The organism is Nostoc sp. UHCC 0251, assembly GCF_034932245.1.
Lineage (GTDB): Bacteria > Cyanobacteriota > Cyanobacteriia > Cyanobacteriales > Nostocaceae > Nostoc.
Genome location: NZ_JAYGHD010000401.1, coordinates 1 through 11,940, shown reverse-complemented (window position 1 = coordinate 11,940; position 11,940 = coordinate 1). Strand labels below are relative to the sequence as shown.

15 protein-coding genes are annotated in these 11,940 nt (G+C 44.1%); 11 read left to right on the top strand and 4 right to left on the bottom strand.

The features are described 5' to 3' along the window. The first annotated feature begins 126 nt into the window (after positions 1-126). A complete protein-coding gene (locus tag VB740_RS33205) occupies positions 127-276 on the top strand; it encodes an addiction module protein (protein WP_323204076.1) in 150 nt (49 codons plus the stop codon). Here the strand turns inward: VB740_RS33205 and VB740_RS33200 are convergent. Further along, positions 273-1,574, bottom strand: coding sequence for a transposase (locus tag VB740_RS33200; RefSeq protein WP_323204078.1), 1,302 nt, complete (start codon positions 1,572-1,574; stop codon positions 273-275). The genes VB740_RS33205 and VB740_RS33200 overlap by 4 nt on opposite strands. A gap of 103 nt (positions 1,575-1,677) precedes the next feature. Between VB740_RS33200 and tnpA the strand changes: the two genes are divergently transcribed. From tnpA to VB740_RS33185, 3 genes are all read left to right on the top strand, one after another. Then, positions 1,678-2,085 (top strand): IS200/IS605 family transposase, encoded by a 408-nt coding sequence (tnpA, locus tag VB740_RS33195; RefSeq protein ID WP_323204075.1) that lies wholly within the window; start codon positions 1,678-1,680, stop codon positions 2,083-2,085. A 182-nt stretch (positions 2,086-2,267) separates the two neighbouring features. Further along, on the top strand, positions 2,268-2,486 hold the full coding sequence (locus VB740_RS33190; RefSeq protein ID WP_323204074.1) for a hypothetical protein: 219 nt from the start codon (positions 2,268-2,270) through the stop codon (positions 2,484-2,486). A gap of 133 nt (positions 2,487-2,619) precedes the next feature. Further along, positions 2,620-3,954: a 50S ribosome-binding GTPase gene (locus tag VB740_RS33185; RefSeq protein WP_323204077.1), complete on the top strand. Its 1,335-nt coding sequence runs from the start codon at positions 2,620-2,622 to the stop codon at positions 3,952-3,954. Between the two features lie 63 nt (positions 3,955-4,017). On the opposite strand, the gene VB740_RS33180 is transcribed toward VB740_RS33185, so the two are convergent. Continuing rightward, positions 4,018-5,250 (bottom strand): DUF4336 domain-containing protein, encoded by a 1,233-nt coding sequence (locus tag VB740_RS33180; RefSeq protein WP_323204073.1) that lies wholly within the window; start codon positions 5,248-5,250, stop codon positions 4,018-4,020. Between the two features lie 151 nt (positions 5,251-5,401). On the opposite strand from VB740_RS33180, the gene VB740_RS33175 reads away from it, so the two are divergent. Genes VB740_RS33175 through VB740_RS33165 form a run of 3 tightly spaced genes read left to right on the top strand, consistent with a single transcriptional unit; the run spans position 5,402 to position 7,407 of the window. Then, positions 5,402-6,022, top strand: a complete 621-nt coding sequence (locus tag VB740_RS33175; protein WP_323204072.1) for a hypothetical protein — start codon at positions 5,402-5,404, stop codon at positions 6,020-6,022. 23 nt (positions 6,023-6,045) lie between these two features. After that, on the top strand, positions 6,046-7,011 hold the full coding sequence (locus VB740_RS33170) for an acetamidase/formamidase family protein (RefSeq protein ID WP_323204071.1): 966 nt from the start codon (positions 6,046-6,048) through the stop codon (positions 7,009-7,011). A 24-nt stretch (positions 7,012-7,035) separates the two neighbouring features. Further along, positions 7,036-7,407: a sulfite exporter TauE/SafE family protein gene (locus VB740_RS33165; RefSeq protein WP_323204070.1), complete on the top strand. Its 372-nt coding sequence runs from the start codon at positions 7,036-7,038 to the stop codon at positions 7,405-7,407. Positions 7,408-7,524: 117 nt separating this feature from the next. Here the strand turns inward: VB740_RS33165 and VB740_RS33160 are convergent, their stop codons facing one another. Together VB740_RS33160 and VB740_RS33155 are read right to left on the bottom strand one after the other, a co-directional pair. Continuing rightward, complete coding sequence (locus VB740_RS33160; RefSeq protein ID WP_323204069.1) at positions 7,525-8,103, bottom strand: NAD(P)H-dependent oxidoreductase; 579 nt, start codon at positions 8,101-8,103, stop codon at positions 7,525-7,527. Between the two features lie 188 nt (positions 8,104-8,291). Continuing rightward, entirely contained in the window at positions 8,292-9,545 is a 1,254-nt protein-coding gene (locus VB740_RS33155) for an RNA polymerase sigma factor (protein WP_323204068.1), read from the bottom strand. A gap of 186 nt (positions 9,546-9,731) precedes the next feature. Between VB740_RS33155 and VB740_RS33150 the strand changes: the two genes are divergently transcribed. The 4 genes from VB740_RS33150 to VB740_RS33135 all read left to right on the top strand — a co-directional run bounded on the left by VB740_RS33150 (position 9,732) and on the right by VB740_RS33135 (position 11,836). Further along, positions 9,732-10,106, top strand: a complete 375-nt coding sequence (locus VB740_RS33150; RefSeq protein WP_323204067.1) for a YciI family protein — start codon at positions 9,732-9,734, stop codon at positions 10,104-10,106. A 20-nt stretch (positions 10,107-10,126) separates the two neighbouring features. Then, positions 10,127-10,570: a YybH family protein gene (locus VB740_RS33145; RefSeq protein ID WP_323204066.1), complete on the top strand. Its 444-nt coding sequence runs from the start codon at positions 10,127-10,129 to the stop codon at positions 10,568-10,570. A 41-nt stretch (positions 10,571-10,611) separates the two neighbouring features. Continuing rightward, positions 10,612-11,022, top strand: a complete 411-nt coding sequence (locus tag VB740_RS33140) for a VOC family protein (protein ID WP_323204065.1) — start codon at positions 10,612-10,614, stop codon at positions 11,020-11,022. 298 nt (positions 11,023-11,320) lie between these two features. Then, positions 11,321-11,836, top strand: coding sequence for a DUF1579 domain-containing protein (locus tag VB740_RS33135; RefSeq protein WP_323204064.1), 516 nt, complete (start codon positions 11,321-11,323; stop codon positions 11,834-11,836). Positions 11,837-11,940 lie beyond the last annotated feature (104 nt).

Here is an 11,940-nt window from a genome sequence, read left to right as displayed (position 1 = left end):
AGAACTTTTTCCCCTTCCCCCTTGCCCTTTTCCCGACTTATGCAAGAAGTCTATTAGTCATTAGTCATTGGTCATTGGTACATACGGAGTGTTTCGTTGGGGAAAAAAACTTCTGTTGAGCAATTCATGAAAGAAGCCTTAGCTTTGCCCAGTGCAGCGAGAGCATTGTTGGCAGAAAAGCTGGTTGAAAGTCTTGAATTTGATGTAGACGAAACACTTCAAACACTGTGGACAGATGAAGCCAAGAAGCATAGAGTTGACACTCTCAGACCCTAAAGGGTCTGAGATTCTACAGACAGAGTAAACTTAGGTAGTGCCCAAAGTCTAACTCTCGTTGCGGTCGTCAAAACCCGCCTACCCAGTAAGCCTAAGTCTAAGCTTAGATTGCTGGCTACTTTTCGCAGAATATTAGCGCTACCGTTCAAATCTGCATTCACAATTAAACCATTCGCTGACCGATATAAACCTCTTTCAATCCGCTTTCCAGATGCTTTCCACCCAATAGGTTTTTCACCATATTTAGGTAGGGAGTCTCCATCTAAATAGCTCGATTTGCTAGTATAGGCTTCTTCTGTTTCAATAAACCTGATGCCGTGCAAATCGCACAGTTGTTTTAATCGGTTTTTCAGCTTACCCAAAGGCATTTGAACAAACTTTTGATTGTTTACTCTACCCATATTGGCAGATTCCTTTAAGCCGTCGTTCCATCCAATTACTAAATTTCCGATACCATATTTAAGGCAATGGTCAATAATTAACTTTGCGGCTTTATTGATCCCGTCCCGCATTTGGTGATTACGTTTGCGGGTTACACGGTCTAACCAGTTGTCCCAATAGGCTTCTGGCTTGCCTTCTTTTCGTGTCGATACCTTTTTATTCCACAACTGATTCATCGCCTTCATTGCACGAGCATCAATCAACAAGGAGTTACCCAATGTATCAACACAAGCAGCTAAATTGTCAGCAGTTCCAAGGTCAATAGACAATGCCTGCTTTATATCTAAGTCGTGTTTTTGCTTCGCTACCTCGTAGGACATCTCAAGGTAAAAAGCACCATTTTTAGGTAGAATTGTAAACTCTTTAACCTTTGAATAGTCAATATTTGACGGCATTGGCAGAAAGAACTCAGACACCCCAAACCATCGCCTAACCGTCAACCCCAGAGAAAATCTAAGTTGTCCCTTAATTAGTGTTGGTTTTTGTCCTCCTGAATTAGGGTACGCAACTTTGAATAACTTAGATCCCTTGAGATACCCTGGTGCTTTGGGTTTGAAATGCAATTCACCTTTTAAATATAAGTTTCTCAACTCCTTGAAAGACTTAAACGCCTCTGTAACTGACATTAAAGTTTGTTGCATTGGCGTAGAAGGAAGAGACTGAGCAAGCACTGACTTTGCAATTGATGGTTCAAAAGCTAAGTCAAACTTACCTGTCAACAGCTTATTTGTTTTGAAAAAAGTTTGTCGCGCAAGGTAAATACCTGTATTGTAAAGCTTGCCTGATTGCTGACAAAGATATTCTAGAATTGCCAACGTTTCTTTGTTTGCATCAATTAAGCATTGCTGCACACCCATACTTTTGCTGGGCTTAACCACTACTTGTACCTACAAATTTAATTGCTTTAAGTATAGTAATTGCTTATAGTAGATAAGTCAATATCCATCTACTAGTTAAAGGATGCTCACTCAGCAAGATTATAATACCCACAATCATGTCAAGTACTTAATTAATTATCATTTTGTTTTTATCCCTAAGAGGCGAAAAAGAGTTTTAGTGGGTGATGTGGCAACTAGGATTAGGCAGATATTTGCCGAACTAGCCATAGAGAAGAATTGGGATATTCTAGCCCTAGAGGTAGCACCTGACCACGTTCACTTATTTGTTAGCGTCAAGCCTACAGATACTCCACATTTAGTAGTAAAGGCTTTTAAAGGACGTTCTAGCTATCTGTTGAGAAAAGAATTTCCTGCTCTTTTAAAACTCCCCTCACTATGGACAAGTAGTTATTTTGTTAGTACTGCTGGTAATATAAGTAGCGAGGCAGTTAGAAAGTACATTGAAGACCCTCACCACGCCTCAAATTAAAAGAAATACTACTGCGACTAAAGTCGCTCGTGCCGCTTCCCTCTCAGCACTAAAGTGTCTGAGTTTCCCGCATCCCGCAAGATTCTATGAAGTTCGCAGTGGTGCGATTGCACCCATTTCTGGAGAGGAAGCCTTAGCTAGGGTGAGACAAATTTTGGAGCAATGAAATACGTTTTTCATCATTGTCAGCCGTAAAAATCGCATTGTCAGTCGAAACAATCACATTGTTACTCAAAACAATGGCATTGTCAGCCGAAACAATAATTTCCCTTGCTACGTTTTTCTACAGCAATGGTTCGTTTAGGGTGGGGAAACACCGCTATCTCCAGAACGCGATCGCCCAAGTTCATACACTACTAACGGTACTAGTACGGCACGGCGTAAATAGAGCAACCATTTAAAATCCCTAAAGAGCTTATTCCATAATACTTTTGACTTTTGACTTTTGACTTTTGACTTCCGCCTTGCGGTACTAGTTATCCCTTTGAGAATCGCTATAAGATGAGTAAAAGGGTCTTCTACGTTTGGATGGAAATGACTGAGCAACGTGATGCTGACTCACCGTCAACTGATTCTCAGCAATTGAGTGAACCGACCAAGGGAGCAACTACCAAATCGGTCGATAATTCCTGGACAAACCGTATTACTGGTGTCTGGAACAAAGCAACAACACATCTAACGCAACTTCTACCCGTAGAACAAGTGGCACAGACGGTTGTTGAATGGTTTAGTGTGAGCGAAACTCAAGTTGCAGAGATTTTAGAGAAAGTTCGAGCCGAACTGCCAACTACTGAAGCGCTGCTGATTGGTAAACCCCAAGCTGGAAAAAGTTCAATTGTCCGCGGACTGACGGGAGTTTCTGCCGAAATTGTTGGTCAGGGATTTCGTCCTCACACGCAACACACCCAGCGCTATGCCTATCCTTCCAATGACCTGCCGTTGCTGATTTTTACTGATACAGTAGGGCTGGGTGATGTTAAACAAGATACTCAAACAATTATCCAGGAATTAGTTGGCGATTTAAAAAAGGAGACTCGTTCCGCCAGAATCCTCCTTCTCACCGTCAAAATCAATGATTTTGCAACTGACACGCTACGACAAATTGCTCAACAGTTGCGCCAGAAGTATCCGAATATTCCCTGTTTGCTGGTAGTTACTTGCTTGCATGAGGTTTATCCTCTCGATACCGTCGATCATCCTACCTATCCACCAGATTATCAAGAAGTTAACCGCGCATTTGCCGCAATGCAGCAAGCTTTTGCAGGAATAAGCGATCGCTCTGTACTCATTGACTTTACCTTAGAAGAAGATGGCTATAATCCGGTATTTTATGGCTTAGAAGCACTGCGAGATTCCTTAGCAGAACTACTCCCAGAAGCAGAAGCGCAGGCGATTTATCAACTATTAGATCAAGAAGAAGCTGGAAAGCAACTTGGTAATCTTTACCGAGATGCTGCACGCCGTTATATTTTGCCATTTTCGATTATGTCTGCCACCCTGGCGGCTGTACCTCTGCCATTTGCTACAATGCCAGTACTCACTGCCTTGCAAGTATCAATGGTGGGATTGTTGGGTAAATTATATGGGCAAACAGTTACTCCATCTCAGGCGGGAGGTGTTGTGAGTGCGATCGCAGGTGGTTTTTTAGCACAGGCAATTGCGCGGGAGTTAATTAAATTTATACCAGGTTTTGGTAGTGCGATCGCAGCCTCTTGGGCAGCCGCCTATACCTGGGCATTAGGGGAAGCAGCCTGCGTTTACTTTGGTGATTTAATGGGAGGTAAGAAACCCGATCCCCAAAAAATTCAGTTGGTGATGCAAGAAGCGTTTCAGGCGGCGCAAGAACGGTTTAAGGGAATTAAACGTTAGGGGTAGTTGTTGGGATTTTCAAGAGGATTGCATCCAAAAGAGAACGCTATATTATTGTTTTTCCTACACTTTCTCCTTTGCTGCTGGCACAATCCCAAACTTATTTAAACCCGCATCGATTTCCTTAAGTAGTTTAAAATCCACCTCTGGTAAGGGATAGCTACTACTGCTGAACAAACCCCCACTAACAGCAGACTGCTTTTCCAAAAAAGAGAAAGCTTGACGAAACTGATGTGGTTCAGCTTTAATCGGTGAATCAAAGTGGCAGGGAATAATCCACTGAAAATCCCAACTTGCAACTTTATCAGCCCAGTCAATTGTTTCCTTCGGTGCGCGGTTGAGAATCAGCGTCTGTAAAATTGGTGCGACAAACAAACGCCCATCACCTCGCAGAGCATCAAACGATCGCTGCCAATCTGGACGCCATTTAAAAGGATACAATCCAAAATAAGCTTTCCTTGAGCGTTCTGGTGCTTTCAAGGCATCTTGCAACACCTGACTCCATTGGCGGATATTTAGGGCGTTTGGTTGAAAGTACAAAGCAAACAACGAGATGCGCCCCCATCCCTTACGGCGATTTGCTTGAATGTCTGCAACAATATCAGTAGCATGATCCTTGGCATGGAATAGTAAGGGATATGGATCTAATAGTGCGATCGCAGGTGGATCTTCTGGGATAGAAAGTACAGAATCTGTTACTAAAAGAGTATGCGATCGCTTGTGGAAAAAAGCAACTTCCGCAAACCGACCAGGCCCAAGCTGAATGGGGCCGAGCATTGCATAATCAAACTCGTCAGCAAAGGGTGTTTTGCTACTATCTTCTGGGAGTACTTGAGTTCGTTTTGGAGGTAAACCAAGCCAGCTAAGTGGGAGATTTAGCGGGAAACTCCACTGATGGGGAGCCACAAATACCTGTGCAGTCGGAAAGTATCTTGCAAATGGGCCGACAAAGACTTTATGTTCTATACCGGAGATAGTTGGCAGAATAATGTACTTAACATTACCGTGTTCCGCCACCAATTCATTCACAAGCCGGATACACTCTGGGGTTGGTGCAACAGGCGCATAGATGAGAAGGCCCCCGGATTCGAGTCTAACAACAGTCATGCGAATCGGCACAACAACGTAGAAAATGCCCTGAATTTGGTCAAAATTCCAGATTGTGTCCTTGACCACTTCTTTACGGATTGTCTGCCGCCTGCCATAAGGGTAGAGTGGCACAACAGGCCATAATCCCCATGAAAAGTCTTTTGGATTTATCTGTTGTGCATTGACTATACGTTCATCATCAGCCACTCTGCAACCCCTCCAAATTCCCTGCTCAAATTGTTCTTATTTGCTATCCCTAAAGTTGGAGTTTAGCAAATTATTGAGATAATCAGATCAATTATTAATTCCTAATTGTAATTCGTAATATCTCTGGCGTAGTTCATTAACGATAAAAATCATGAGCAAATATAGAATCTTAAAACCTGAGCAAAGTTACACTTTTAGTCAATACTTTTTGTTACCTAACCCAACAATAGATGTAGTAGCTGAGTTTGAGTACAGCTACGATCGCACAGAGCTAGAATTACCAAGATACTTTGCTGATATTAGCTATTTAGAATTTTTACAAAATTACTTACAGCGTAATATAAAGCTTTTTAACCCAACCGCTGAGATATCAATCAGAGAATTTATGATTGCTCCTATCATTGCTGAAATCTGCGATCAGACAAAAGCTCAACTATATAGTGAGTATCCACTTAATGTGGATGAAAAGCTCAAAGGGACTTTAGATTATTATTTACATAAATCTAACTCTCTATTGGTGATTGAAGCAAAACAATCAGATATCAGAAGAGGGTTTACACAGCTAGCAGTAGAATTAATAGCTCTGGATCAGTCTCTAGATGAACAATCATCAATTTTATTTGGCGCAGTCACTAATGGAGATGACTGGAAATTTGGTACACTCAATAGACAACAAAAGCTAATTACAGAAGATATTAAACTCTATCGTGTTCCTGAAGGTTTAGAAGATTTGATACGAGTGTTAGTAGGCATCCTTTCATCTGAATTTTAAATTTTTAATTGGAGCAAAGCGACGTGACTCATTACATTTTAAAAGCCTCAAAAGAAACTGTGCATTTAGGTGGTTTTTCCCATCTGCTAGAACCAGCACTCACAATTGATTCTGGTGATACGATTGATGTGGAAACTTATACTGGTTACTACATTTACGACAAAGCACCACCTGAATTTGTCACACCAGAATTCCTCGACATCTGCCACAATCTTGTACCAGAACGCAAAATTGCTGGAGGGCCGCATTTACTCACAGGGCCGATTTATGTGCGCGATGCCGAACCGGGGGATGTTTTAGAAGTACAATTAGATGCGATCGCACCTAGTTTACCCATCGGCTTTAATGCCATTCGTACAGGTTGGGGAGCTTTACCACATCAGTTTCCTCAACCTGCGTTGAGATTCATTCCTCTAGATTTAGCAAACAATATCGCAGAATTTCCGGCGGGTGCTGGCATAAAAATTCCCCTCAAACCGTTTTTTGGAATTCTTGGTGTCGCTACCCCAGAAACCTCTCGAACTTCTGTTCCACCAGGTTCTTACGGCGGTAATATCGACAACCGGGAACTGCAAGCTGGTTCTCGTTTATTTTTGCCGATTTTCGTACCAGGTGCATTATTTTCTATTGGTGATGGACATTCTGCACAAGGAGATGGTGAAGTAAATGTCACCGCCATTGAAACTTCCATGAACGGTAGAATTACTCTTAAGCTTCGCAAGGATTTACAACTGACAACACCAATTGCTGAAACTCCAACTCATATCATCACAATGGGCTTTGCTCAAACTTTAGATGAAGCTTTAGAACTAGCTTTAAAAAACATGATTGATTTTCTAGAACGCTTTACAAATTTGTCAGCAGAAGATGCTTATGTCTTGTGTAGTTTAACTGTAAACTTTCACATCACTCAAGTTGTCAACAGTCCCCATAAAGGTGTACACGGAATGCTATCAAAATCAATCTTTGACAATAAAATTAATTTATAATTTACAGTTTAGCGACCATTTATTATGTCTAATATCTTAATCCAACTGTTGTTAATCGGTTTAGTTGCTGGCGTTGCTGGTGGCATGTTTGGTATTGGTGGCGGCGCAATTATGGTTCCGGCAATGGTGTTAGTAATTGGTTTGGATCAGAAGTTAGCTACAGGCACTTCTGTGGCTGCTCAAATTTTGCCAATCGGCATTTTAGCAGCCTTAATTTACCATCGCAACGGTAATCTTAATATCAAATATGCCCTGATTATTGCAGTTGGTTTAATTGTCGGTAACTTATTCGGGGCATTGTTTGCAAATCAGCCATTTATTAGCAGCGAGTTGATGAAAAAGCTGTACGGCATTTTTATTCTAATAATAGGAATTCGTTATCTACTATCAAATTGAATATAGGACTAGTATTTGATTTCTGAAAAAACTCAGTACAACTAGGAAGCCTTCTTTCCTATTGCCTATTGCCTACCCACGCAAATCATTTCAGAAATCAAATCAGATTCCTATAGTTTAATTAAGCTTCAGCAATATTTTTGTTAAGCCGTCTCCTAGCTTTTCAATAGATTCTTGCTGTTGAGGATCTTTTAACGTGCCATCATCATTAAAGGCTTCGTAAGCTTTGGATACTGCTATTTGATCGGGAAGTACCAAAACTTTGATGTTTCCCAAAATAGAGCGCAAGTGAACCAAACCCCGCAAACCACCAAGAGCGCCAGGGGAAGCGCTCATAATAGTAGCAACCTTACCTGCAAAAGCAGCCAACGGTGCTTCATTTGGGGCTGGACGGGATGCCCAGTCAATGGCGTTCTTCAAAACTGCTGTGAGTGAACTGTTATATTCCGGCGAAGCAATCAGCAATCCTTGATGAGAAATCATCAAGTTCTTAAAAGTGCGGGCGTTGGCAGGTAGTCCTTCTTGAGCTTCCAAATCTTCATCAAATAGAGGTAGGGGTAAATCGCGGAGGTCTATATAAGTCACTTCTGCGCCTGCTGCCTTAGCGCCAGCCGCCGCGATTTTTACCAATTTTTTGTTGTAAGAATCAATCCGGGTACTGCCGGCAAAGGCGAGGATTTTAGGTGTAGATGCCATAGTTCTAGATTGAATGGGAAGGATTGGACAGTTCAGCTGCATTATCCTGTTTTCAGGCGATCGCTATTTGCTACCTTTAGATTTTCTTTAGAACTTTCTCCTTAGTGGTGCAGAAAAGTTCTGAATGCTTGAGATATGGAGAGTCTTATCACTTCAATAATTGTTCGCATGTCCGGCGATGCTGGACGTTAGGGTTGAACTGAGCGCAGCCGACGCTCCAGAAAACGGCGTTCGCTGTCATTAGTTACCAGCACGAGCGCAAGCGCGTAGCTCTGTGCAGCTTCTTGGGAGGCTCCGATGCGGCGCAGCAGATCGGCACGGGTGGCGTGAAATAGATGGTAGTCATTAAGTTGGGAGGCAAGCCCATCGACGAGTCCAAGCGCGGTCTGAGGACTGTCTAGCATTGAGATGGCCACCGCCCGGTTGAGTGAAACAATCGGCGAGGGCTGTAAGCGTTCGAGCAAATCGTAGAGGCGAACAATTTGTAACCAGTCGGTTTCTTGTGCCTGTGCCGCCTGACAATGCAGTGCCGCGATCGCTGCTTGCACTCCAAACGGCCCAGTTCCGCCCCTGAGTGCCTCTTCAACGAGCGGCAGCGCCTCAGCAATTTGCTGTTGATTCCAGCGACGACGATCCTGATCTTCAAGCAACACCAAATCGCCCGCCTCATCAAGACGGGCATCGCGCCGAGAGTCGTGCAGCAACATCAGCGCAACCAGGGCAGTGACTTCTGAGGGCGGTTGCGGTGCCATCAACGTCCTCACGAGGCGACCCAGGCAAATCGCTTCTGTGCAGAGATCAGCCCTGACCATCGTCTCGCCCCTAGTCGCCGCGTAGCCTTCATTGAAAATGAGATAGATCACCGTCAGCACTGCGTCTATCCGTGCAGACAGATCGGCCGTGTCTGGCACTTTATAGGGAATACCTGCATCACGGATCTTGCGCTTGGCACGCACCAGCCGTTGCGCCATTGTCACCGTGGGTACGAGAAACGCCCGTGCAATTTCATCCGTCTCAAGTCCGCCTAACATCCGTAGTGTCAGAGCAACCTGAGCATCAAGGGCTAGTGCTGGGTGGCAGCAAGTAAAAATCAGCCGCAGCCGCTCGTCTGGAATTTCATCGGTGTCGTAGGTAGGCTCCTCGCTTGTTGGGATTAACCCAGATGCAGTGTACCATTCTAATTTTTCTGTTAGCCGCGTCCGGCGGCGGAGGCGATCAATGGCTTTGTATCGAGCTGCTTTAATAATCCAGGCACGGGGGAGATCGGGAATACCCGTGGAATGCCACTGATTCACAGCAGCGATAAAGGCTTCCTGTACCGCCTCTTCAGCCATATCGAAATCCCCAACCAGCCGGATAAGCGTGGCAACAATCCGACCCCACTCGGCGCGATAAATGGAGGCGATCGCTTGGGTTACATCTGATTGTGCGTTTGAGGTCATAGCTGACTTTGAACAATTTTAGAAGAGGTGTCGATTTAAGCAATTGCCGTTCGACTTACTCACAAAAGGAAAGAACACAGGTAAAGCTCGATTGTATCTAAATGATAAAAAATTTTTTGGCAGAGGTGTCGATTTGAGCAATTGTCGTTCGACTTAATTACAAAGGGAAACAACGGAGGCAATTCAATGAAATATGTACTGCTGATTTACCTGGAAGAAAATGCCCTGAGCCAAACCGAGCGAGAGGACTGTTATGTGAAATCCGCACAACTGGCACAGCAACTCAATTCAAAAGGACAATATCTAGCCACTGCCCCGCTTCACCCTGTAGCGACTGCAACCAGCATCCGAGTGCGTGATGGCAAACCGCTAGTGACCGACGGGCCGTTTGCAGAAACACGAGAACAATTGGGCGGATTTTTTCTAATTGATGCCCCGGATCTTGACGAAGCGATCGCGATCGCCGCCCGGCTTCCCGCAGTGCAAGTTGGTACTGTCGAGATTCGCCCTGTGATTGAAGTCGCAGGTTTGCCAGAGCATGAGGAAGAGCGCTCAACCTGAAATCAAAAGGAGATACTTAAATGACAAAAAGTACGATAAAAACCAACCAAGCTCAGATTCGCCAACTCATTGCCGATCAACAAGAGGCAATTTGCGCTAAGGATGTCGCTCGGATCATGTCGCACTATGCTACTGAGGTCATCATCTTTGATATAAAACCCCCATTCCAAACACATGGTAAAGAGGCCTTACGCCAAGTTTGGTCAGAGTGTTTGCCTTATTTCCCGGACTCCTTTGACATAGAAGCACGAGACCTCAACATTACAGTCAACGAGGACTTGGCGGTTGCTCACTGGCTCTCGCACTTTACAGCAATGGAAGTAGATCATCCAGCAATGCAGACGTGGATGCGGATTACTGCTGTCTGCCAGCGCCATCAAGGGAAATGGCAGATCCTACATGAACATATCTCTGTTCCATTTGATCCACATACCTCTCAAGCCGTGTTTACGCTCAACCCATAGTTCAATTAACTCAATCATAAACACAATCAAAACAGCGCCCCATGAAAATTAATCCTTATCTCATGTTCAACGGCAACTGTGAAGCAGCATTCAAGTTTTATGAGCAATGTCTGGGCGGCAAAATCGTCATGATGCTAACCCACAAAGATGCACCCTCAGCGGAGCATGTGCCCGCTGGGTGGCATGACAAAATCATGCATGTCTGCCTCGATCTGGGCGATCGCCTCTTGATGGGGTCTGATAGCCCGCCTGGGTATTTTGAAACACCCCAGGGCTTCTACGTGCAAATCAGCGTTGACGAGCCAGCCGAGGCAGAACGTGTCTTTCATGCCCTGGCAGAAAACGGAAAAGTGAAGATGCCGCTCGAGGAAACCTTCTGGTCTGTCCGCTTTGGTATGTTGGTCGATCAATTCGGTATTCCCTGGATGGTTAACTGCGAACAGGCGGCTTGACCTGTTATTCCTGCGGAATGTCTACAAGCATCTCCCTTGAATATAATCACTAGCGACTTTTTGCTAATTCTTTACTCTGCAATCAACTTCAAAAGGAGAAATCATGAGTACCAAAGTTTTCGTCAATTTGCTAGTTAAAAACCTCAATCAGTTGAGTCATAATAGTATTTATGTACTATTTAAATCTTGATTTTTCATCATTTCACGCGGTTCCTAGCCCTTTGGGGCAGCTTCGCCTACAGAGTTAGGCTTCGCGCTAATTACATTCCTCAATGATTCATCAAAAGGAGCTAAAGCAATGGAAACAGCCAAAACACAACAAGAGCCAACAATGAATACTGAGCCACAAAAAGAACATCAGTGGCTACAGAAACTCGTCGGTGAGTGGACTTATGAAACAGAGGCAATGATGAGTCCAGATCAGCCGCCTGAAAAAGCAACAGGAACGGAAAGTGTGCGATCAATTGGTGGACTCTGGGTTGTAGCTGAAGGACAGGGCGAAATGCCCTGTGGTGGTGCGGCAACAATGATAATAACGCTCGGATATGACCCGCAGAAGCAACGCTATGTAGGCACCTGGGTTGGGTCAATGATGACTTATCTATGGTTGTACGACGGGGAATTGGACGCGGCTGAAAACATGCTAACGCTTAATTCTGACGGTCCCTCAATGACGGGCGATGAGAAGATGGCAAGTTATAGAGATGTAATCGAGTTCAAGAGTGATAATCATCGAGTGATGACATCTTATGTGCTGGGCGATGACGGGCAGTGGCATCAGTTTATGACCGTAAACTCTCGACGAAAGCAGTAACAGAATGCTAGACCAGAAAGGCAGGTAGGACGCAAGCAATAACCAATAAGGCGTTGCTGATTCCATGTATGAAAATGATTTTGCATAATACCAAAATCCTTGTA

Excerpts from the sequence above, each read along its gene's own strand:
- VB740_RS33165 (WP_323204070.1), top strand. The coding sequence starts at position 7,036 with ATGTCTAATATCTTAATCCAACTGTTGTTAATCGGTTTAGTTGCTGGC.
- VB740_RS33150 (WP_323204067.1), top strand. The coding sequence starts at position 9,732 with ATGAAATATGTACTGCTGATTTACCTGGAAGAAAATGCCCTGAGCCAA.
- VB740_RS33145 (WP_323204066.1), top strand. The coding sequence starts at position 10,127 with ATGACAAAAAGTACGATAAAAACCAACCAAGCTCAGATTCGCCAACTC.
- VB740_RS33155 (WP_323204068.1), bottom strand. The coding sequence starts at position 9,545 with ATGACCTCAAACGCACAATCAGATGTAACCCAAGCGATCGCCTCCATT.
- tnpA (WP_323204075.1), top strand. The coding sequence starts at position 1,678 with ATGCTCACTCAGCAAGATTATAATACCCACAATCATGTCAAGTACTTA.
- VB740_RS33135 (WP_323204064.1), top strand. The coding sequence starts at position 11,321 with ATGGAAACAGCCAAAACACAACAAGAGCCAACAATGAATACTGAGCCA.
- VB740_RS33200 (WP_323204078.1), bottom strand. The coding sequence starts at position 1,574 with ATGGGTGTGCAGCAATGCTTAATTGATGCAAACAAAGAAACGTTGGCA.
- VB740_RS33185 (WP_323204077.1), top strand. The coding sequence starts at position 2,620 with ATGACTGAGCAACGTGATGCTGACTCACCGTCAACTGATTCTCAGCAA.
- VB740_RS33140 (WP_323204065.1), top strand. The coding sequence starts at position 10,612 with ATGAAAATTAATCCTTATCTCATGTTCAACGGCAACTGTGAAGCAGCA.
- VB740_RS33160 (WP_323204069.1), bottom strand. The coding sequence starts at position 8,103 with ATGGCATCTACACCTAAAATCCTCGCCTTTGCCGGCAGTACCCGGATT.
- VB740_RS33175 (WP_323204072.1), top strand. The coding sequence starts at position 5,402 with ATGAGCAAATATAGAATCTTAAAACCTGAGCAAAGTTACACTTTTAGT.
- VB740_RS33205 (WP_323204076.1), top strand. The coding sequence starts at position 127 with ATGAAAGAAGCCTTAGCTTTGCCCAGTGCAGCGAGAGCATTGTTGGCA.